Genomic DNA, 20,137 nt, shown 5'->3' on the forward strand with positions numbered 1-20,137 from the left:
CGGCCTGCCTGGCCGCCCCTCGAACATCCCGACGGATGCGCATAGCATCCGTCCATGTCCAATGGTCAGTGGTACCCACCGGAGTGGCCGGACCGGATTCGTGCGCTCGCGAGCGGTGAGCTCACCGCCGTGCCGCCGAAGCGGGCCGCGACCGTGATGCTGCTGCGCGACACGCCGGACGGCCCTGCCGTCCACATGCTGCGCCGACGCGCCTCCATGGCTTTCGCCTCAGGCGCGTACGTATATCCGGGCGGCGGCGTCGACCCGCGCGACGACGACCATCTGGTGCGGTGGGCGGGCCCCTCGCTGGACGACTGGGCGGCCCGGCTGGGAACCGGTCGGGCCGAAGCCCAGGCCATTGTGTGCGCGGCGGTCAGGGAGACGTACGAGGAAGCGGGCGTCCTGCTCGCGGGCCCCACGCCCGGCACGGTCGTCGGCGACACGACGGGCGACGACTGGGAGGCCGACCGCAAGGCGCTGGTCGACCGGGACCTCTCCTTCGCGGACTTCCTGGACCGGCGGGGCCTGGTGCTGCGCTCGGACCTGCTGGGCGCGTGGGCGCGCTGGATCACCCCGGAGTTCGAGCCGCGCCGCTACGACACGTGGTTCTTCGTGGCCGCGCTGCCGGAGGGACAGCGGACGCGGAACGCGTCGACGGAGGCGGACCGCACGGTCTGGATCCGCCCGGCGGACGCGACGGCCGGCTACGACAAGGGCGATCTGCTGATGATGCCGCCGACGGTCTCGACGCTGCGAGGGCTGCAGCCGTACGGAACGGCGGCCCAGGCGCTGGCGGCGGCGGGGGAGCAGGATCTCACTCCCGTACTGGCGAAGGCGCGGCTGGAAGGCGGGGAGCTGGTGCTGAGCTGGCCGGGCCACGATGAGTTCACCAAGCACGTGCCGACGGGCGGCACCACGGCGGAGGGCGAGCGATGACGGAAGCCGCCGCGTCCCGCCGCCACACCGGAGGTGTGCGATGACCGACGCCGCTGCGCTGCCCGGACAGCCCCGTGGGGGTGTGCTCTCCGGGCCCGCCACCGCACGCGCCGTCAATGTCCTCGCGCCCAACGCCTCCGTGATGACTCTCGACGGCACCAACACCTGGATCGTCTCCGAGCCGGACTCCGAGCTCGCCGTCGTCATCGACCCCGGGCCCCTCGACGACATACACCTCCAGGCCGTCATCGCCACCGCCGAGAAGGCGGGCAAGCGGGTCGCCCTGACCCTCCTCACCCACGGCCACTCCGACCACGCCGAGGGCGCCGCACGCTTCGCCGAGCTGACGCGTACGCACGTCCGCGCCCTCGATCCGGCGCTGCGGCTCGGCGACGAGGGGCTCGCGGCGGGGGATGTGATCCGTGTCGGCGGGCTGGAGATGCGCGTGGTCCCCACCCCCGGCCACACCGCCGACTCGCTCTGCTTCCATCTCCCCGCCGACCGGGCCGTGCTGACCGGCGACACGATCCTGGGGCGGGGTACGACGATGGTCGCGCACCCGGACGGGCGGCTCGGCGACTACCTCGACTCGCTGCGCAGGCTGCGCTCGCTGACGGTCGACGACGGGGTGCGCACGGTGCTGCCGGGCCACGGGCCCGTACTCGACGACGCACAGGGCGCGGTCGAGTTCTATCTGGCGCACCGGGCGAACCGGCTCGCCCAGGTGGAGACGGCGGTCGAGGCCGGCCATCTCACGCCGGCGGACGTGGTCGCCCATGTGTACGCGGACGTGGACAGGTCGCTGTGGCCGGCGGCCGAGCTGTCGGTGCGGGCGCACCTGGAGTATCTGCGCGAGCACGGCCTGATCTGAAACCGCCGCCGGGCCCCAGGCGTCGGATGCCTTGACCCATGCTTTACGCTCCGCTTACTTCTGGCATCCGTTCCTGGGGGGAACCACGTGTTTGTCCTGTTCATCGTGCTCGTCATAGCCGCGGCCGTAATGTTTTTCGCCGCCCGCGGCAGCGAGCGCCGCGGCCTGAAACTCGGCGCCCTCGGCGCGCTGATCGCCGGCCTGTTCTCCGGAATCTTCAGCTGTGTGCACATCGTCAGCGCCTACGAGGTCGGCGTCCCGGTCACCTTCGGCAAGGTCGGCGCCCCTATGAACCCCGGCGTGAACCTCACCTCGCCGTTCACGAACGTCACCACGTTCTCCACCCGCCCGGTGGACCTCAACCTCTCCGACAAGGACGTGGTCGAGGTGCGCTCCTCGCAGGGCGGTGTGATGTACGTGGAGCTCACCGTGAAGTGGGCGGTGACCCCGGCCAAGGCCGTCGAGCTCTACAGGCTCGCCGGCAGCGAGGACGCCATCCAGCAGCGGCTGGTCTTCCCGGACAGCCGCGAGATCATCCGTAACGTCTTCGCCCGCCACACCAGCGAAGAGGGCTACACCTCGGCCCGCGAGAAGATCAACACCGAGATCGGCGACCTGATCAAGGAGCGGCTCGCCCCGCGCGGCATCGACGTCACCACCGTCAACCTGCGCAATGTGAAGCCGTCCGACCGGCTGCAGGACCAGATCGACCGCAAGATCCAGCAGCAGCAGGCGACGGAGCGGGCGACCGAGGCGGCGCGCACCGCCAAGGCGGAGGCCGAGCGCCGCAGGATCGAGGCCGAGGGAATCGCCAGGGCCAACAAGATCCTGAACGAGTCGCTCACCGACAAGGTGCTCACCAACCAGTGCATCGACGCCTTCAGGGAGGCCGCGGCGAAGCACCCGGTGTACGCGGTGCCGTGCGGCGGCGGCAGCGGAAACCCGCTGATCGTCGACGGCACGAAGAACTGACGGCACGAAGAACTGACGGCACGAAGAACTGACGGCACCAAGAACTGACGTACCTGCCCGTACGAACGCGAAAGGGCCGCCACGGTCGACTCCGGGGCGGCCCTTTCGCGTTCGTACGTCAGATGCTCAGCGTGAACGCTTGGCGAGGCGCTCCACGTCCAGCAGGATCACGGCCCGCGCCTCAAGTCGCAGCCAGCCGCGCTGCGCGAAGTCGGCCAGCGCCTTGTTCACCGTCTCGCGGGAGGCGCCGACCAGCTGAGCCAGCTCCTCCTGGGTGAGGTCGTGGACGACGTGAATGCCCTCCTCCGACTGCACGCCGAAGCGGCGCGACAGGTCGAGGAGCGCGCGGGCCACGCGGCCCGGCACGTCGGAGAAGACCAGGTCGGACATCTGGTCATTGGTCTTGCGCAGCCGGCGGGCGACCGCGCGCAGCAGCGCGGTGGCCACCTCGGGGCGTACGTTCAGCCAGGGCTGGAGGTCACCGTGGCCCAGGCCGAGGAGCTTGACCTCGGTCAGCGCGCTGGCGGTGGCGGTGCGCGGCCCCGGATCGAAGAGCGACAGCTCACCGATCAGCTCGCCCGGGCCGAGGACGGCGAGCATGTTCTCGCGGCCGTCGGGGGAGGTGCGGTGGAGCTTGACCTTGCCATCCGTGACCACGTACAGGCGGTCGCCGGGGTCGCCCTCGTGGAAGAGAGCATCGCCGCGGGCGAGCGTCACTTCACTCATCGAGGCGCGGAGCTCCGCGGCCTGCTCGTCATCGAGCGCCGCGAAGAGCGGGGCGCGCCGCAGAACGTCGTCCACGAGTTCTCTCCTTGTCGACCTGCTCAGGGGACCGTGGCCCCCATGATGCCGGACCGTGCTGTGCTGGTCCGGAGGACAACCCCCGGACCCCCGGCAGTAAAAATTCGTGCGATCAGTCACAACAAGTTTGACGCACGGGAGCGCCTGTTCGTACGGCAGGGGCCCGATTGGGTCCTGATTACCAGGGACTGGGGCGGATGTCAGCGGTGGCCCGTAGGCTGACCGGGTGTCCAATTCGCCGGTGAGAGCGCAGGCCAAGGGGGCTGGGAGAGTGTCCGGAAAGCAGAATTCCGCTGTGGGCGAACGGTCCTCGCCCAACCCTAAGAAAGCGACAAAAGTCACTAAATCGGAATCGCGACTGGCGATGGTCCGCCGCGCCCGCCGGATCAACAGAGAGCTGGCCGAGGTCTATCCGTACGCCCATCCGGAGCTCGACTTCCGAAATCCCTTCGAGCTGCTGGTCGCCACGGTCCTGTCCGCCCAGACGACGGACCTGAGGGTGAACCAGACCACGCCGGCGCTCTTCGCGAAGTACCCAACGCCCGAGGACCTCGCCGCCGCGAATCCGGAAGAGGTCGAGGAACTCATCCGCCCGACCGGCTTCTTTCGCGCCAAAACCAAGTCGATCATGGGACTCGCGGCCGCCATCCGGGACGATTTCGGCGGCAAGGTCCCCGGCCGCCTCGACGACCTGGTGAAGCTGCCCGGAGTGGGCCGCAAGACGGCGTTCGTGGTTCTCGGCAATGCGTTCGGAGTGCCCGGCCTCACCGTCGACACCCACTTCCAGCGCCTCGTGTGCCGCTGGAAGCTGACCGAGCAGCAGGACCCGGTGAAGATCGAGGCCGAGATCGCCGCGATGTTCCCCAAGAGCGAGTGGACGATGCTCTCGCACCGGGTGATCTTCCACGGGCGCCGGATCTGCCACGCCCGCAAACCGGCCTGCGGCGCCTGCCCCATCGCGCACCTCTGCCCTTCCTACGGAGAGGGCGAGACGGACCCTGTGAAGGCGAAGAAGCTGCTGAAGTACGAGATGGGCGGCCAGCCGGGCCAGCGCCTGAACCCGCCCCCGGACTACCCGGGCAAACCGGCTCCGGCCCTGGGAGCGGCCGGGTGACCTCGCACGTCGTACGACTCACGGAACGATCCAAGCGCCCCAAGGCGTTGTGAATGAGGGGGTGCCCATGATGCGCGCTGAAGGAGAAACGTACGACCGCGATGTGGCCGTCACGACCGACGGCCTGCCCGCGTGGCTCGACCCCGTCGTGCGCGCCGCGGACACCGTCGAGCCCCAGCAGCTCAGCCGCTTCCTGCCGCCCGAGAGCGGCCGCGGCCGGCAGTCCGCCGTCCTGATCCTGCTCGGCGAGGGCGCCAAGGGCCCCGAGCTGCTGCTCATGGAGCGCGCCGGCAGCCTCCGCTCGCACCCCGGGCAGCCCTCCTTCCCCGGCGGCGCGCTCGACCCCGAGGACGGCGACCCGGCCACCACCGGACCTCTGCGCGCCGCGCTGCGCGAGGCCGAGGAAGAGACCGGCCTCGACCCGACGGGCGTCCAGATCTTCGGCGTACTGCCCAAGCTCTACATCCCGGTGAGCAGTTTCGTCGTCACACCCGTACTGGGATGGTGGCGCACCCCGAGCCCGTTCGGAGCGGTCGATCCCGCGGAAACCGCGCGGGTCTTCACCGTGCCCGTGGTGGATCTCACGGACCCGGCCAACCGTGCGACGGCCGTGCACCCAAGCGGCCACACAGGACCGGCGTTTATGGTCGAGGGGGCTCTGGTCTGGGGTTTTACCGCCGGTGTGATCGATCGCATTGTGCACTTCGCAGGATGGGAACGACCATGGGACCGCGCCAAGCAGGTCCCGCTCGACTGGCGCTCATGACAGGCTGACCCCGTGCCGCGCCCCTGGGGCGCGGCATCGAAGGCGGCTCAGCAGCGGGCGGCCAGGACCCCCAGCCGGACGGAGCACCCGGCGACGAATCTGCGAGGCTAATGACGGTGAACGTGCTGGACATCCTGTTGCTGGTCGCCGCCGTGTGGTTCGCGATCGTCGGCTATCGCCAGGGCTTCGTCGTGGGCATCCTGTCGGTGATCGGTTTCCTCGGCGGCGGACTTGTGGCGATCTATCTGCTGCCGGTCATCTGGGGCCAACTGACGAACGATTCCGAGGTGTCCACCACGGCCGCGGTCATCGCCGTCGTCCTGGTGATCGTCTGTGCCTCGGTCGGCCAGGCCTTCACCACCCACCTCGGCAACAGACTGCGCCGGCACATCACCTGGTCGCCCGCCCGCGCCCTGGACGCCACCGGCGGCGCGCTGGTCAACGTGGTCGCGATGCTGCTGGTCGCCTGGCTGATCGGCTCCGCGCTCGCCGGGACCTCGCTGCCCACGCTCGGCAAGGAGGTCCGTAACTCCAAGGTGCTCCTCGGGGTCTCCCGGGTGATGCCAAGTCAGGCGAACACCTGGTTCACGGACTTCTCCTCCGTCCTCGCGCAGAACGGCTTCCCACAGGTCTTCAGCCCGTTCGCCAACGAGCCCATCACCGAGGTCCAGGCCCCGGACCCGGCGCTCGCGGGCAGCCCGGTGGCGGCCCGCGCCCAGCAGTCCATCGTCAAGGTCGTCGGCACCGCGCAGAGCTGCGGCAAGGTCCTCGAAGGCACCGGCTTCGTCTTCTCCGACCGCCGGGTCATGACCAACGCGCACGTCGTCGGCGGCGTGGACGAGCCGACCGTGCAGATAGGCGGCGAGGGCAGGCTGTACGACGCGAAGGTCGTGCTCTACGACTGGCAGCGCGACATCGCCGTACTGGACGTACCCGACCTGAGGGCGCGGCCGCTCCAGTTCGCCGACTCCGACGCGCGCAGCGGCAACAGCGCGATCGTCGCGGGCTTCCCGGAGAACGGCTCGTACGACGTGCGCTCGGCCCGCGTCCGCGGCAGGATCAACGCCAACGGCCCCGACATCTACCGCCGCGGCACCGTGCAGCGCGACGTCTACTCGCTCTTCGCGACGGTCCGGCAGGGCAACTCCGGCGGTCCGCTGCTCACGCCCGACGGCAGGGTGTACGGCGTCATCTTCGCCAGGTCACTGGACGACCCGGACACCGGCTACGCCTTGACGGTCGACGAGATCCGCGACGACATCGCAGTCGGCCTGACCGCCAACCAGCAGGTCGACAGCCAGGGATGCGCGCTGTAGCGGGAGGGGGCCGGCGTCAGCTTCGGGTATGCCGCAGTCGCGCCGAGACCCAGCGGGCCCGGCGCCTCAGGATGCGGGAAATGCCGATCCCTTGCCCCGGATGCTCATGGCCCTCGCTCTGAGGGCCACCCCTCTCGTGGGTGATCGGCCCACTGGCCGAGCGGCGGTTGCGTGCTGCGTCACCGTAGTCGTGCGTCCAGCCCATACCCCGAGGTCTGCCCGTGCCTCATGGTCGGTAATCGCGTCAGGGGCGGCCAATTGGCCTATGCGCCGGGCATTTGGCTACTGGTCGTACAAGCGTTCACGGGGGCGTGTGGCGGCGGGGCCTAGCAGCGGCTAGCGGTCGGGCTCGGGGTCCTTCAGCCAGTTGATGAGCTCGGTGGAGAACGCCACGGGGTCCTCCTCATGAGGGAAGTGACCGAGGCCGTCAAAGAGCCGCCAGCGGTACGGCGCTTCCACGTACTCGCCCGACCCCGCCGCGCTGCGCGTCCGCATCGCCGGGTCCAGCGAGCCGTGCAGATGCAGCGTCGGAACCCGCACCGGCCGCTTCATCCGGCGGTTGAACTGGATCCCGTCCGGCCGTGCCATCGACCGCACCATCCACCGGTACGGCTCGATCGAGCAGTGCGCCGTCGACGGGATGCACATCGCCCGCCGGTAGACGTCGACCGCGTCCTCGTCCGGCAGCTGCGGCCCGGACCAGTCCTGGATCAGCTTGCCGACCAAGGCCGCGTCGTCCGCCACCAGCTGACGCTCCGGCAGCCACGGCCGCTGGAAGCCCCAGATGTACGACCCCGCACGGCTCTGCGAGAAGTCGGAGAGCATCGCCGAACGCCAGCGGCGCGGATGCGGCATCGAGGAGACCGCGAGCCGGCGCACCAGCTTGGGCCGCATCACCGCCGCGGTCCAGGCCAGATAGCCGCCCAGGTCGTGCCCGACCAGCGCCGCGTCCGGCTCGCCCAGCGAGCGCACCACGCCGGTGATGTCGAGCGCGAGGTTCGCGGGGTCGTAACCCCGCGGCGTACGGTCGCTGCCGCCCACACCCCGCAAATCCATCGCCACCGCCCGGAACCCGGCGTCGGCGAGCGCGGTCAGCTGATGCCGCCATGTCCACCAGAACTGCGGAAAGCCATGGAGCAGCAACACAAGCGGCCCATCGCCCATCTCGGCGATATGGAAGCGCGCACCATTGGCAGCCACGTCGCGATGTGTCCAGGGACCATCGATGCGTACGGGGCTTCCAGTACCGGTATCAGGGGCCGTCATGCAGACGAGCGTGCCACAACTGAGCGCCCCACGGTCACCAAGCCCGTCCCCAACAGGGCGACGGGCCGCCCCCGAGGCCCGCTGCGCCGGTGCTCACCGGCTCCACGACCGTGGGCCTCAGACCGGGACCTTGTCCTGCGCCGTCCGGGGGTGCGGCTTGACGCCCTGCAGTACGGCCGCTGTCTGCTTGGCCGAAGCGATGGACCTCTCCGGCGGCTTGACCTTCTTGAACTTGGCGATGGCGAGCAGCGCCAGCAGCCCCGCAAGCAGCAGGAATGCCACGCCCACGATCAGGAACGACCAGGCGAGACCGAGCCCCAGGTTGTGAATCCCGTACGCCGCCGCGAAGCTCAGAACCGGCAGCGAGAAGAGCGCGAACACTCCCGCGATGGTGATGGCCAGTCCGCCGATCGCGCCGCGCTTGACGTCCTGCCGCAGCTCCGCCTTGGCCAGGGCGATCTCGTCGTGCACGAGCGCGGACATCTCGGCGGTCGCCGAGGCAACCAGCTGGCCGAGACTGCGTTCGGCGCCGACAGCCTTCGCAGCGCTGTTGCCGGGGTCGCTCATCGCTGACTCCCTCTCCTCATCAACGGATCCGTCGTCAGATCATGCCGGACTGTCGGGCATTCTGCGCCGCCAGGGGTCTTGTGGCGCTGCCTGCTCGTGACGTGCTGCCGGGTGGTGGACGTCGGTCGTTGTTGGTTGCTGTCGGCGGTCCTCCGACGGCCCACAGACGGCCCGAGCGCGAGCTTCGCCGGCCATCGGTGAAGCTTCTCTGTTCACAGGACACTTGCGAGCGAGAGCTCAAGGACGTCGAGCGATGGCTGGCTAGCGGCGCAGGGCGATGGGACCGGGCCCCACTGGAACGACTGAAACGGTAGACACAAGGGACTCGGCGTGGCTTCGGCAGCCCTCGCGGGGGTACGTGAGCCGTACCTTCGTCCGATCACAGGAGGCGGCAGCAGGGCACCTGCGTGCCTACTTCGACCAGCCGCTGGAATTCTCTCGATACCTCGCGGCGGAGCGGCTGATCGCTGACGCCGATTTAGGAGAGGAGCGGCGGGCACAGATCCGGACCACTCTGGTGCAAGCGATGATCGCTGGACCGCCTTCGAGTGCCTCACCGCCGCCGGACGCCGATCCGGGGGCATAACAGGTCAAGTGGTTTCCTGCGGGTCGCTGGCCAACTATCGATCGGAATGGTCAACCATCGTGAGACGCCACATCCGCGGGGGGCTCGTGGGTGTCATGTGTTCGATTTTTCGCGCAGGCTCCCGCGCTCTCGGCGACACACCTGCGGCTACTCCTGTGTGACTCGGGATGCTCGGGATCAGGGGCGACGGCCGAGCACGACAAGCGGGACACCCCGTGCGCTGGCGCTGTGACTGCCGTCGGGAATCGCGGTGCTGCGTGTATCGAGGGCGCCGCAAGGGGAATGTCTCCTCAGCATTCGTAGGCGTAATACGGCACGTCACCGGACTCGAGGGAGACGACGCCGACGCCGTAGCCGGGGATCCGGGTGCAGTCCGGGTCGAAGCCATCCACCTCGACGGTGGCGTTGATCTCGTGAGCACATTTGTTGGCGATCTCTGCCCAGCCGTCGCCGTAGCCTGCGAGGACGGCGCAGCCGGCCGCTCTCTCGACGTTCTCGGCCGCTACGGCGGGGGTCGTGGGCACGGCGAGCAGCATGGCCGTCGTGAGGGTGGTCAGTGCGGTGCGGATCCGGATCATCAGGGCGCCTTCCATTTCCGACAGAGGCGGGCATTACTTAACGTATCTGATCCGACACTCTGTGCATGCAAGGGTTAGTCGGCGTCGCACTTCGCCATGACGCTTGCGGGTCGGGGGCGACGCGCCCTATCGCTCAACATTCACTGGCACGCACTCAACGTTGGGCGACACGGGACAACTCCGGAACCAGTTCCCCGCCGCGCGCGCCTGGCCGGTCGCCAAGAGCTCGCCGCCGGGCGGGCCATCGTGGGAGAGTTGTCAAAATAACTCAGAAAGGGATAAGAGGAGCAGAGGGGTAAATACGCCCCCTGGAATATGCGGGCTGGACTTGCCACAATTCCCGTGGCGGCAAATTGTGTAGACCAATTCTAGAAACCGAAAAGGCACCCGCCGCGGATATTGACAGCGACAGGTGCCTTCGGAGACAGGTATTCCGCTTTCGTTACAGCGACGCCAGGGTCCGGGCGAGGCTGCCCTGCGGGAACTGGAGCTCGCTGGTCTCCAGCAGTCTGCGGACCGACGGGAACTCGTACGACCGGTAGCCGGTCACCACGATCTCTCTTTTGCGCAGCGACTTCACCGCCGCTTCCACTGAGCCGATGCTGAGCGAGAGCGCGTCAGCAAGATCGGTCTGCGACGGGCCCTTGACCATGAAGTCGTAGCTCCGCCCCGGGACCGCGCAGTGCATCAGCAGGTGCCCCAGCAGGCCGCACAGGCGCTGCTCGGGCTTCAGCGCATGGCGGTTGTAGATGCGCTCCGTCGCCTCTATTCGGTCAGTGACCGAGCTCCCGATCGCCTTCATCAAGCCGGGGTTGCTCTCGGCCATCGCCCGCATCCTCTCGATCGGGACGGCGAGCGTCCACGTCTTGTTGAGGCAGGTCGCCGTCGGCAGCGGAGCGCGCTCATCGAAGATCTCAGAGCATCCGAGTACCGCGCCGGCGCCCAGGAAGCGCGCGGTGGAGGAGGGGCCGAACTGGGTCCGCTCCAGCACACATCCGCTCAGCACGACATGCACCGCTGTCCCTATGCCTACTCCGCGCAGTTCATCCCCGCGGCGGTGCGCTCGGGAGATGGGTGCGTCCTCCAGGAAGCTGTGGCGGGCCTCCTTGGAGAGCTTGCGCAGGAAGGGGTTGCGGTCGAAGACCGTGCCCAGACGGCTGGGAGTCTCCTCCCGGTCGATCCGTCCGGTGGCTATGTCCACGTTGTAGAAGGAGGAGCCGATCTGTATGGGCTCGTCCGGCTTCCAGAAGGCCACTACTGACCCACCACCCCTGCCGTTCCCGGCTGCGCCGGGCGGACATCGGCAGGCGGCGGAGTCGGCGGGGTCTGCGGCTCAAGGGCGTTGATGATCGCGGGGAAGCCCACGATCATGCCCGTCATCGCCGTCATCACCACCGCGATACGCGCGGGGGTCGAGGACAGCACCTTGACGGTGAAGGCGATCGTCGCCGCCATGATCGCGAAGATCATGACGACGGCGATCAGGAATGCTGACATTCTTTATCGACCTCGTTCTTTAGCTATGCCCGGTCCTGCTGCTGAAGGAAGATCACGATCCGGATTGGTAGTCCGAAGAAAGTTCGCGGTCCGCCATTAGCCAAAGACGATATCCCACGGTGCGGAGCCCTCAGGTTCGGCCAGTCGACAAAGCGGCACAGTCGCGCGCGAGTCGCGGATCCATGGGGGAAACCCCCAGAGGACAGGACTTCGATGGCTACTATTCGGTAACTCCCGAAATTTGAGGAATGAGCCTCGGGGGGGCGCCGTTACATTATCCGTGCTGACGTTGAGCCATGCCCGGTCCAACAGCAGCTGTCGGGCAGCGGCCCCGGGGGGTGGTACCCCAGGGGCCGCCCGACACCTCAGAAACCACCAGCCCCACGGGGTTACTCACGATGTTCGTGACATCACGCAGAGTGGTGATGTTCCTGTCAAATCAGGAGCCTCGCCACTCTCCTCATTTATGGGGTGAAGTGCCGGGCCTGGGTGCTCACATGAGTCCACCGACCGGTCTCCGGGAGTCGAGCGGTACGAAATCCGCAGCGAGATCACTCCGCGAGACATGCGTCACATGGAGCGACTCCCTTGCCCTAAGGCCTTCTTGACCAGCCGTCACCCAGAATTGAGTGGGCGACTCCGTCTTCGGGCGGACCACAATCCCGCAGACGGCGACCCCCGCAAGCGAGCATGCGGGCGAGTCAGGAACAGTCGTGCCCTGCCTGAAGGCCGCACCAAGCCGACATCCTGCATACGGGCGCGCGGGACGTCCTCCGCAGGGGCCGCTTGGCGCTCTGCTGTCCGAGGTGGGCCGGACGAGGAGGCGGAGGCGATGCTCAACGAGTCGCGTCTGCGTCGTCCGGCACGAGTCGACTCGTGAAGCCCGCACGGCACAACCTGTCGTACGCCGTTGCAACCTCGACGGGCACCGTCTGACTGATCATGAAACCCTGCTCGGGTTAGATCAACAGCCTCTGTAGCGCACCGACAAGCATGTCGATTACCAGGCGCGCATCCTGGATGGAGTCCACGTACTCCTCCAGGGTCATTGGCGTGGACGCGCTCACGATCTCAGCCTCAGGCCACAGTTTGCGCGCCGTGGCGTACGCGCGCCGTTCCTCGTACGGCTTGCTGATCAGCAGCACGGACGAGACTTCGACATCGGCAGTTTCCAGGACCGCCCGGGAGAAGCGGATGTTCTCGCCCGTGTTGCGGGCGCGCGGCTCGACCAGCACCGCGTCGCCGGGAACGCCCAGCTCCAACGCGCGCTCGCGGTAGCGGACCGCCTCGCCGCGCGGCATGCGGTCCTGCGTCGTGCGGCTCGTAGCCCCCGTAAGGACGATGAGGGGCACCAAGCCTCGCTTGTAGAGGTTCACCGTGGTGTCGGCGACGCCGAGGTCGTGGCTGCCGAGACCGATCGCGACCGAGCACGGTTGCAGCTCGTGGTGCATCTGGTGGTAGTCCCAGAGAAGTTGCGCATCCGCCCACGCCTGCTCCGAGATCACTCCCCCGCCTCCTGGTCCTGCGCCGAGTCGGGCACCTTGAAGTCGTACTCCCATGCGAAGCGTGAGGCCGCGTGAAGTCCGATGGCGAACTCAACCACCGTGCCGTCAGCGGTGAACGTGGCGCGGTGCAGCTCGACGACCCATTCTCCCGGGGGCAGCTGAAGGAGCTTCGCCTCCTCTGCCGTGGGGACGCGGGCGAAGAGCTGTTCCTTCATGTGGTCGATCTCGTAACCCGCGTCGTACGGAACGCGAAAGCTACCGCCGCGTCCGGCCGGACCCGGTGCCGGGTCGACGATGCGCGTGCCCTCGACGTGCTGAGGGCGGTAGTAGCTGGTCAGAGTGTGCGGGCGACCCGGGGTTCACGCTGAGGACGTATACGCACCTGATGCCCAGCAGCGAGGGACGCACCCGGAAGGCCGTGGACAGCGTCTATCGGCCCGGGACTCCTGTCTCTGACCCAAGGGCAAAGTAGCGGTGTCCCCACCCACTGGTCCGCTCGACATGTGCGCGTCGCGCCCCTGCCACACGCTGTAGGCATGACCAACGATGTTCAAGAGGGGTTCCACCCCGCCCCCGTCGTCGTCCTTGGCGTCGTGCCGGGCGACCCGCCGTACCGGGTGGTGCAGATCAACGGGGAGGTGGCCGGGCCTGCCTACGACATGCTGGATGTGATCAGGCTGACGCACCAGGCGGGGCTGACCCATCTCGACCTCGACGATCCCGCGGTCGTGAGATGGGTCGGCGGAGGCAAGTACAAGTGGGTCCCCTGAGCGGGTGGGTTTCCGGCGTATCTGGGTCATGTCCCCGATAGCGCCCGCTTTCGCAACACGGACCCGGACCCCTACCTCGGACAGGGGACAAGTAACCGGCGAGTCGGTCCGTCGGAGTCCAGCGTTATGGGATGCCGGGCCACTGACCAGTGGGGACCCTGGGGTCAGAGACAAAAGTCCCGGGCCCTATCGGACGACCACCGAGGCGAACGACGGCCCCGACACGGCCCAGGGGCATGACCGAGCCCCCTACTGGTGGGAAATCCACTGGTAGGGGGCTTTTTCATGGTCGGATGCCGTCAGATCATGCCGGACTGTCGCCGCCGTCGTGCGACGCCCCCGCAAGTTCGGCCATGCGCCGGTGCTCAGCGGCCTTCTCCTCGTAGATCGCGGCCATCCGCAGGTGGTACTCCGGTTTGTCCTGCTCGTAAATATCGGGGATGCCGTCCTGGTCGTCGTCGCGCTCCTCCTCATCGGTGAGCGCGCGGTACTTGCGGTCCCGCAGCTTGAGCAGGATTCCGGCGAGTACGGCGGCGATCAGCGAGCCCATCAGGACCGCGGCCTTGACCTCGTCGGTCAGCACCGGGTCGCCGGAGAAGGCCAGTTCGCCGATGAGCAGCGAGACGGTGAAGCCGATGCCGGCGAGCGAGGCGACGGCGAAGACGTCCGGCCAGGCCAAATCGTCATTGAGCTCGGCGCGGGTGAAGCGCGCCGCGAGCCAGGTGCCGCCGAAGACCCCGACGGTCTTGCCGACCACCAGACCGAGAACGACACCGAGGGTCTCGGGCCTGGAGAAGACGTCGGTGAGCGAGTTGCCGGAGACCGAGACACCCGCGGAGAAGAGCGCGAAGAGCGGTACGGCGAGTCCCGCCGACAGCGGCCGTACGAGGTGCTCGATGTGCTCCCCGGGGGACTGCTTCTCGCCCTTGTGCTTGGTGCAGCGCAGCATCAGGCCCATCGCGACACCGGCGATGGTGGCGTGCACGCCGCTGTTGTACATCAGCCCCCAGATGACCAGGGCGAGCGGCACGTACACGTACCAGCCGCGGACGCTCTTGCGCAGCAGCAGCCAGAAGACGCCGAGGCCGATCGCGGCCCCGCCCAGCGCCGCGAAGTCCAGGTCGCCGGTGAAGAAGACCGCGATGATCAGGATCGCGAACAGGTCGTCGACGACGGCAAGGGTCAGCAGGAACGCCCGCAGCGCGGACGGCAGCGAGGTGCCGATGACGGCGAGGACGGCGAGGGCAAAGGCGATGTCGGTGGCGGTCGGGACGGCCCAGCCGGCGGCGGATCCGCCGCCGGTGGTGGCGACCAGGACGTAGACGAGCGCGGGCACCGCCATGCCGCAGATCGCGGCGATCACGGGGAGGGCGGCGTCCTTGGGGTCGCGCAGGTCGCCGGCCACCAGCTCACGCTTGAGCTCGATGCCGGCGACGAAGAAGAAGACGGCGAGCAGTCCGTCGGCGGCCCAGTGCTGGATCGAGAGGTCCAGGCCGAGGGCGGAGGGGCCTATGTGGAAGTCACGTACGGATTCGTAGCTGTCGCCCAGCGGTGTGTTCGCCCAGATCAGAGCGGCGATCGCGGCGGCGAGGAGGAGTACGCCGCCGACGGTCTCTGCACGCAGCGCGTCCGCCACGAACGTCCGCTCGGGCAGGGACAGACGCCCGAGAAACTTACGGTCGGTGGGGGTCGGCGCGGCCACGTCGGGGGACCTCCGGTCGGGTGGGCAGGACAGAGCACATGCCGACCAGACTTCCCGGCGCACCTAGGTTCTCTTGTCGCGTCGTTGACGCATTCGTTAGCTTACCCAAGCGCGAAAGGGGCGTATCCGGTGAGTGTCACTTTAGGTGCATAAAGGGCACCCGGCGCGGCTTCGCCGGGTGCCCTTCAGTGCTGTTCTCAGTGGCTCTTCCCTGGTCAGTCCTCGCTGGCGGCGGTGGGCAGCCTCGACTGGATCAGGTCCATCACGGACGAGTCGGTGAGCGTGGTGACATCGCCCAGCTGGCGGTTCTCCGCCACATCGCGCAGCAGCCGGCGCATGATCTTGCCGGAACGGGTCTTGGGCAGCTCCGCCACCGGCAGGATCCGCTTCGGCTTCGCGATCGGGCCGAGTGTCGCGCCCACGTGACTACGCAGGTCGTTCACGAGGTTCTCGTCCTCGCTCGCCGTACCGCGCAGGATCACGAAGGCCACGATCGCCTGGCCGGTCGTCTCGTCCGTCGCGCCCACGACGGCCGCCTCGGCGACCTTCGGATGCGAGACCAGCGCCGACTCCACCTCGGTCGTCGAGATGTTGTGGCCGGAGACCAGCATCACGTCGTCGACACGGCCGAGTAGCCAGATGTCGCCGTCGTCGTCCTTCTTGGCGCCGTCGCCCGCGAAGTACTTGCCCTCGAAGCGTGACCAGTACGTGTCGAGGAAGCGCTGGTCGTCGCCCCAGATGGTGCGCAGCATCGACGGCCACGGCTCGGTGAGGACGAGATAGCCGCCGCCCCCGTTCGGAACCTCGTTCGCCTCGTCGTCGACGACGGTCGCCGAGATGCCGGGCAGCGCGCGCTGCGCGGAACCGGGCTTGGTCTCGGTGACGCCCGGCAGCGGCGAGATCATCATCGCGCCGGTCTCGGTCTGCCACCAGGTGTCCACGATCGGCGTCTTGCCGGCGCCGATGTGCTCCCGGTACCAGATCCAGGCCTCCGGGTTGATCGGCTCACCGACCGACCCCAGGACGCGCAGGCTGCTCAGATCGAACTTGGCGGGGATGTCATCTCCCCACTTCATGAACGTACGGATCGCGGTCGGCGCCGTGTAGAGGATCGTGACGCCGTACTTCTGCACGATCTCCCAGAAGCGGCCCTGGTGCGGGGTGTCGGGCGTGCCTTCGTACATGACCTGCGTCGCGCCGTTGGCAAGCGGCCCGTACACGATGTACGAGTGGCCGGTCACCCAGCCGATGTCGGCGGTGCACCAGTAGACATCCGACTCCGGCTTGAGGTCGAAGACGGCATGGTGGGTGTAGGCCACCTGGGTGAGATAGCCGCCGGAGGTGTGCAGGATGCCCTTCGGCTTACCCGTGGTGCCGGAGGTGTAGAGGATGAAGAGCGGGTGCTCCGCCTCGAAGGGCTCCGGGGTGTGCTCGGCGGACTGGCGGGTGACGATGTCGTGCCACCACACATCGCGGTCCTCGGTCCACGCCACGTCCTGGCCGGTGCGGCGCACCACCAGCACATGCCGGATGCGGTCGACGCGGTCGATGGCGTCGTCCACGGCGGGCTTGAGCGCGGCGGGCTTGCCGCGCCGGTAGCCGCCGTCGGCGGTGATGACGACCTTGGCGTCGGCGTCCTCGATACGGGTGGCGAGCGCGTCGGCGGAGAAGCCGCCGAAGACGACCGAGTGCGCGGCGCCGATACGGGCGCAGGCCAGCATCGCCACGACGGCCTCGGGGATCATCGGGAGGTAGACGGCGACCCGGTCGCCCTTCACAACTCCCAGCTCGGTCAGGGCGTTGGCCGCCCGGGAGACCTCGTCCTTGAGCTCGGCGTAGGTGATGGTGCGGCTGTCGCCAGGCTCGCCCTCGAAGTGGATGGCGACGCGGTCGCCGTTGCCCGCTTCGACATGGCGGTCCACGCAGTTGTACGCGACGTTCAGCTTGCCGTCCGCGAACCACTTCGCGAAGGGCGGGTTGGTCCAGTCGAGGGTCTCGGTCGGCTCGGTGGCCCAGGTGAGCCGCCTCGCCTGCTCGGCCCAGAAGCCAAGCCTGTCTACCTCGGCCTGCTCGTACGCCTCCGCCGTCACGTTGGCGTTCGCGGCCAGCTCGGCCGGCGGCGCGAACCGCCGCTCTTCCTTGAGCAGGTTGGCCAGGCTTTCGTTGCTCACGACATCTCCCTTTCCCAGGGCGTCCTATGTGCCTATGTGTCCCAGGCCATAGCTCATCAGCCAGATGGCCGGGTGACAAGAGCCTTCCGGAAATTGGTTTAGACCTGTGGGTGAATCCCGGGGTGAAGCTATGAGTGGCCCCTCCTCCCCGGGCGGTGGGAAAGAGGGGCCATACGTTCTCACGGACAGGACCGGTGAGCGGTTCAGGCTCGCGACTTCTCCAGCGCCGAAGGTGCGGGAGCGACCCGGTCGAAGACCTCGTCGATCTCGTGCTCGTCGCTGCTCGCGAGCAGATACGCCTGGGCCTCGCCGACATGGAAGTACATGCCGTGCAGCGCCAGCGTGCCCTCGGCGAGCCGCCTCGCCACCGCCTCATGGGCGCGCAGATGTTCCAGCTGCTGCACCACATTGGTCAGGCACAGCTGCTCCACCGCGTCGCTGGGCATCCGGCCGGAGATCCTGGCCCAGGAACGGTGCCGGCTCCGCATCCGCTCCAGGCTCGGCATTCCGTGCCGCAGCCACCGCCACAGCGGAGTCTGGGTGCCTCCGGGCGGAGTGCTCAGCAGGGCTTGCATCGCGCCGCAGCCGGAGTGTCCACAGATGGTGATCGAGTCCACCTCCAGCACATCGACGGCGTACTCGATCGCGGCCGCCACCGAGTCGTCGCTGCTCTCCGCGCCGGGTGGCGGCACGAGATTTCCTACGTTTCGTACGGTGAACAGATCGCCCGGACCGCTGGCCGTGATCATGCTGGTGACCAGGCGGGAGTCGGCGCAGGTGAGGAAGAGCTGGGAGGGCCGCTGTCCTTCCCGTGCCAGCCGGGCCAGCTCCTCGCGCACCAGTGGGGCCGTATTGCGCTGGAAGGTGCTGAGCCCGCTGGCCAGTTGATGCGTGGTGGCGTTCCGGGGGCTCGCGTCGCAGTGGTGGTTGCGCCAGGGCGTCCAGGGGCGGCAGGAGCAGTGCGTCTCCGTGGCGGGCTCGCTTATCCGGCCCCCGGACCGGCCGGTGAACTCCACCGTCCCGCCCTGCGCGACATGCGAGGTCTGCCAGTCGTGCAGCGCCTCGTACGCGGCGTGGTCCATGAAGGAACCGTCCAACTCCACGACACAGTCGGTTCCATGGGGCACCTGCCCCAGCGTCCGGCTCAGCCGCGGCACGGCAAGGAAGGTCAACTGGCCGCGCACCCGCACCCGGTGGATCCCCTCCTGCTCGTCCGCGGTGATCCGTGTCCTGGTCAGCCGGTGCAGCGCGACCGCGACCGCCACCGCGACCCCGATCACCACGCCTTCGAGTACGCCGGTGACGACGACGGCGGCCAGCGTCATCGCGTACACCAGCATCTCCCGGTTCCGCTTCACGCTGCGCAGATGCGTGATGCTGACCATCTGGATGCCCACGACCATCACCAGCGCGGCCAGGGCGGCCAGCGGGATCAGATCGAGCACGGGTACCAGCAGCAGCGCGGCGACCGCGATCCACAGCCCGTGCAGCATCGTGGCGTTACGGCTCACCCCGCCCGCGGACACATTGGCGGTGCTGCGGACGGCGACCCCGGTAATGGGCAGCCCGCCCAGCGCGCCGGAGACGACATTCGCCGCCCCCTGCCCGGCCAGCTCCCGGTCGAGCCGGGCGCGCGGAATGCGAACGTCCGGCTCCTTGCGGGCAGCCACCAGCTTGTCGACGGCGACCGCCGACAGGAGTGACTCCACGCTGCCGACCAGGGTGATGGTGAGGACGGCGGCGAGGACGCCGAGCATCGGCCCTTCCGGCAGCTGGGGCAGGGCGTGGTTGCTCCAGGACGGCAGGTCGACGCGCGGCAGGCTCAGCCCGGCAACCGCGGCGAAGGTGGTCGCACCCGCCACCGCGGCGAGGGCGGCCGGGATCTTCCGTACGAGCTGACCCGCGCGCCCGGGAATCCGTGGCCACAGCAGCAGTACGGCAATGGTCAGGACGCTGGCCGAGAGCGCGGCCGGGTGGAGCTCGGCCAACTGGGCGGGCAGAGCACGGACGTTGTCGACGGCGGAGCTCTGCGGGGTGCCGCCGAGCACGATATGGAGTTGTGCGAGGGCGATAGTGACGCCGATGCCGGCCAGCATGCCGTGCACGATCGCCGGGCTGACGGCGAGAGCCGAGCGGGCCACCCGCAGGGCGGCCAGCCCTAGCTGGGCGAGTCCGGCGAGGACGGTGATGGCGCAGGTGGTGCGCCAGCCGTACTGCTGGATCAGATCGGCGGTGACGACGGTGAGCCCGGCCGCGGGACCGCTGACCTGCAGCGGTGACCCGCCGAGCCGCCCGGCGACGATGCCGCCGACGGCGGCGGCCACCAGCCCGGCCTGGAGTGGTGCGCCGGTGGCCAGTGCGATGCCGAGGGAGAGCGGCAGCGCGATCAGGAAGACGGAGATCGAGGCGGACAGGTCGCCGCCCGCGACGCGGAAGCGGCGGCGGCCGCCGGGCGATGGCGGGCTGTGCGGGCGCTGGAAGCGCGAGGGGAGAAAAGTGCGGGACGGGCGGACCTCGCGTGACGTGCCGGCGGTGCCGTCCTTCTGCGGCGTGCCGGGCTTGCGGTTCTTTTGGGGCTTGTCGTTCTTTCGGGGCTTGCCGTTCTTTCGGGACTTTCGGGATTTGCGGGTCTTGCGAGATGGGTCGTCGGTGCGAGTGGGGACGCAGGCAGACATGGTTCCCGTCTCCTCCGGGGCAGCGCGGTCGCGGAATGTGGGGG

17 protein-coding genes and 3 pseudogenes are annotated in these 20,137 nt (G+C 68.6%); 8 read left to right on the forward strand and 12 right to left on the reverse strand.

Annotation, left to right across the window (positions count from 1 at the left end; translation table 11 throughout):
- Window positions 1-54 precede the first annotated feature (54 nt).
- The 3 genes from ACH492_RS29210 (at window position 55) to ACH492_RS29220 (ending at window position 2,779) form a co-directional block, all read left to right on the forward strand.
- Window positions 55-936: an NUDIX hydrolase gene (locus tag ACH492_RS29210; RefSeq protein WP_398990744.1), complete on the forward strand. Its 882-nt coding sequence runs from the start codon at window positions 55-57 to the stop codon at window positions 934-936.
- Between the two features lie 40 nt (window positions 937-976).
- Window positions 977-1,807 carry an MBL fold metallo-hydrolase gene (locus ACH492_RS29215; RefSeq protein WP_398990746.1) on the forward strand — a complete coding sequence of 277 codons (831 nt, stop codon included), beginning with the start codon at window positions 977-979 and terminating at the stop codon, window positions 1,805-1,807.
- Window positions 1,808-1,894: 87 nt separating this feature from the next.
- Window positions 1,895-2,779, forward strand: coding sequence for a prohibitin family protein (locus ACH492_RS29220; RefSeq protein ID WP_398990748.1), 885 nt, complete (start codon window positions 1,895-1,897; stop codon window positions 2,777-2,779).
- Window positions 2,780-2,905: 126 nt separating this feature from the next.
- On the opposite strand, the gene ACH492_RS29225 is transcribed toward ACH492_RS29220, so the two are convergent.
- Window positions 2,906-3,580, reverse strand: a complete 675-nt coding sequence (locus ACH492_RS29225) for a Crp/Fnr family transcriptional regulator (protein WP_307661979.1) — start codon at window positions 3,578-3,580, stop codon at window positions 2,906-2,908.
- Between the two features lie 295 nt (window positions 3,581-3,875).
- Between ACH492_RS29225 and nth the strand changes: the two genes are divergently transcribed.
- The 3 genes from nth to ACH492_RS29240 all read left to right on the forward strand — a co-directional run bounded on the left by nth (window position 3,876) and on the right by ACH492_RS29240 (window position 6,776).
- A complete protein-coding gene (gene nth / locus ACH492_RS29230) occupies window positions 3,876-4,694 on the forward strand; it encodes an endonuclease III (RefSeq protein WP_398990837.1) in 819 nt (272 codons plus the stop codon).
- 67 nt (window positions 4,695-4,761) lie between these two features.
- Window positions 4,762-5,460, forward strand: coding sequence for an NUDIX hydrolase (locus ACH492_RS29235; RefSeq protein ID WP_398990750.1), 699 nt, complete (start codon window positions 4,762-4,764; stop codon window positions 5,458-5,460).
- 116 nt (window positions 5,461-5,576) lie between these two features.
- Complete coding sequence (locus tag ACH492_RS29240; protein WP_398990752.1) at window positions 5,577-6,776, forward strand: MarP family serine protease; 1,200 nt, start codon at window positions 5,577-5,579, stop codon at window positions 6,774-6,776.
- A gap of 16 nt (window positions 6,777-6,792) precedes the next feature.
- Here the strand turns inward: ACH492_RS29240 and ACH492_RS29245 are convergent, their stop codons facing one another.
- The 8 genes and pseudogenes from ACH492_RS29245 to ACH492_RS29280 form a co-directional block, all read right to left on the reverse strand.
- On the reverse strand, window positions 6,793-6,981 hold the full coding sequence (locus ACH492_RS29245; RefSeq protein WP_356227423.1) for a hypothetical protein: 189 nt from the start codon (window positions 6,979-6,981) through the stop codon (window positions 6,793-6,795).
- Window positions 6,982-7,112: 131 nt separating this feature from the next.
- A complete protein-coding gene (locus ACH492_RS29250; RefSeq protein WP_398990754.1) occupies window positions 7,113-8,042 on the reverse strand; it encodes an alpha/beta fold hydrolase in 930 nt (309 codons plus the stop codon).
- Between the two features lie 117 nt (window positions 8,043-8,159).
- Window positions 8,160-8,609 (reverse strand): phage holin family protein, encoded by a 450-nt coding sequence (locus tag ACH492_RS29255; protein ID WP_398990756.1) that lies wholly within the window; start codon window positions 8,607-8,609, stop codon window positions 8,160-8,162.
- 876 nt (window positions 8,610-9,485) lie between these two features.
- Entirely contained in the window at window positions 9,486-9,773 is a 288-nt protein-coding gene (locus ACH492_RS29260; protein WP_398990758.1) for a hypothetical protein, read from the reverse strand.
- A 442-nt stretch (window positions 9,774-10,215) separates the two neighbouring features.
- Window positions 10,216-11,028, reverse strand: a complete 813-nt coding sequence (locus ACH492_RS29265; protein ID WP_398990760.1) for a Crp/Fnr family transcriptional regulator — start codon at window positions 11,026-11,028, stop codon at window positions 10,216-10,218.
- Window positions 11,028-11,270, reverse strand: a complete 243-nt coding sequence (locus tag ACH492_RS29270; protein WP_398990762.1) for a hypothetical protein — start codon at window positions 11,268-11,270, stop codon at window positions 11,028-11,030. Before ACH492_RS29270 ends, ACH492_RS29265 begins: the two co-directional genes overlap by 1 nt.
- Before the next feature lie 836 nt (window positions 11,271-12,106).
- A pseudogene (locus ACH492_RS29275) lies at window positions 12,107-12,775 on the reverse strand (YdcF family protein).
- A pseudogene (locus ACH492_RS29280) lies at window positions 12,772-13,119 on the reverse strand (UTRA domain-containing protein); the annotation flags it as partial. The pseudogenes ACH492_RS29280 and ACH492_RS29275, both read right to left, overlap by 4 nt.
- 5 nt (window positions 13,120-13,124) lie before the next feature.
- On the opposite strand from ACH492_RS29280, the pseudogene ACH492_RS29285 reads away from it, so the two are divergent.
- Together ACH492_RS29285 and ACH492_RS29290 are read left to right on the forward strand one after the other, a co-directional pair.
- A pseudogene (locus ACH492_RS29285) lies at window positions 13,125-13,247 on the forward strand (integrase); the annotation flags it as partial.
- 64 nt (window positions 13,248-13,311) lie between these two features.
- Window positions 13,312-13,545, forward strand: a complete 234-nt coding sequence (locus ACH492_RS29290) for a hypothetical protein (protein WP_398990764.1) — start codon at window positions 13,312-13,314, stop codon at window positions 13,543-13,545.
- Window positions 13,546-13,849: 304 nt separating this feature from the next.
- Here the strand turns inward: ACH492_RS29290 and nhaA are convergent, their stop codons facing one another.
- The 3 genes from nhaA to ACH492_RS29305 all read right to left on the reverse strand — a co-directional run bounded on the left by nhaA (window position 13,850) and on the right by ACH492_RS29305 (window position 20,093).
- Window positions 13,850-15,247, reverse strand: a complete 1,398-nt coding sequence (gene nhaA, locus ACH492_RS29295; RefSeq protein ID WP_398990766.1) for a Na+/H+ antiporter NhaA — start codon at window positions 15,245-15,247, stop codon at window positions 13,850-13,852.
- A 215-nt stretch (window positions 15,248-15,462) separates the two neighbouring features.
- Window positions 15,463-17,418, reverse strand: coding sequence for an acetate--CoA ligase (acs, locus tag ACH492_RS29300; RefSeq protein WP_398990768.1), 1,956 nt, complete (start codon window positions 17,416-17,418; stop codon window positions 15,463-15,465).
- Window positions 17,419-17,621: 203 nt separating this feature from the next.
- Window positions 17,622-20,093, reverse strand: coding sequence for a bifunctional SulP family inorganic anion transporter/carbonic anhydrase (locus ACH492_RS29305; protein WP_398990770.1), 2,472 nt, complete (start codon window positions 20,091-20,093; stop codon window positions 17,622-17,624).
- Window positions 20,094-20,137: the final 44 nt, after the last annotated feature.

The sequence above is a fragment of the Streptomyces sp. NPDC019443 genome (assembly GCF_044389785.1).
Classification (GTDB): Bacteria; Actinomycetota; Actinomycetes; order Streptomycetales; family Streptomycetaceae; genus Streptomyces.

Excerpts from the sequence above, each read along its gene's own strand:
- ACH492_RS29210 (WP_398990744.1), top strand. The coding sequence starts at position 55 with ATGTCCAATGGTCAGTGGTACCCACCGGAGTGGCCGGACCGGATTCGT.
- ACH492_RS29215 (WP_398990746.1), top strand. The coding sequence starts at position 977 with ATGACCGACGCCGCTGCGCTGCCCGGACAGCCCCGTGGGGGTGTGCTC.
- ACH492_RS29235 (WP_398990750.1), top strand. The coding sequence starts at position 4,762 with ATGATGCGCGCTGAAGGAGAAACGTACGACCGCGATGTGGCCGTCACG.
- ACH492_RS29245 (WP_356227423.1), bottom strand. The coding sequence starts at position 6,981 with ATGGGCTGGACGCACGACTACGGTGACGCAGCACGCAACCGCCGCTCG.
- ACH492_RS29250 (WP_398990754.1), bottom strand. The coding sequence starts at position 8,042 with ATGACGGCCCCTGATACCGGTACTGGAAGCCCCGTACGCATCGATGGT.
- ACH492_RS29255 (WP_398990756.1), bottom strand. The coding sequence starts at position 8,609 with ATGAGCGACCCCGGCAACAGCGCTGCGAAGGCTGTCGGCGCCGAACGC.
- ACH492_RS29260 (WP_398990758.1), bottom strand. The coding sequence starts at position 9,773 with ATGATCCGGATCCGCACCGCACTGACCACCCTCACGACGGCCATGCTG.
- ACH492_RS29270 (WP_398990762.1), bottom strand. The coding sequence starts at position 11,270 with ATGTCAGCATTCCTGATCGCCGTCGTCATGATCTTCGCGATCATGGCG.
- ACH492_RS29290 (WP_398990764.1), top strand. The coding sequence starts at position 13,312 with ATGACCAACGATGTTCAAGAGGGGTTCCACCCCGCCCCCGTCGTCGTC.
- ACH492_RS29305 (WP_398990770.1), bottom strand. The coding sequence starts at position 20,093 with ATGTCTGCCTGCGTCCCCACTCGCACCGACGACCCATCTCGCAAGACC.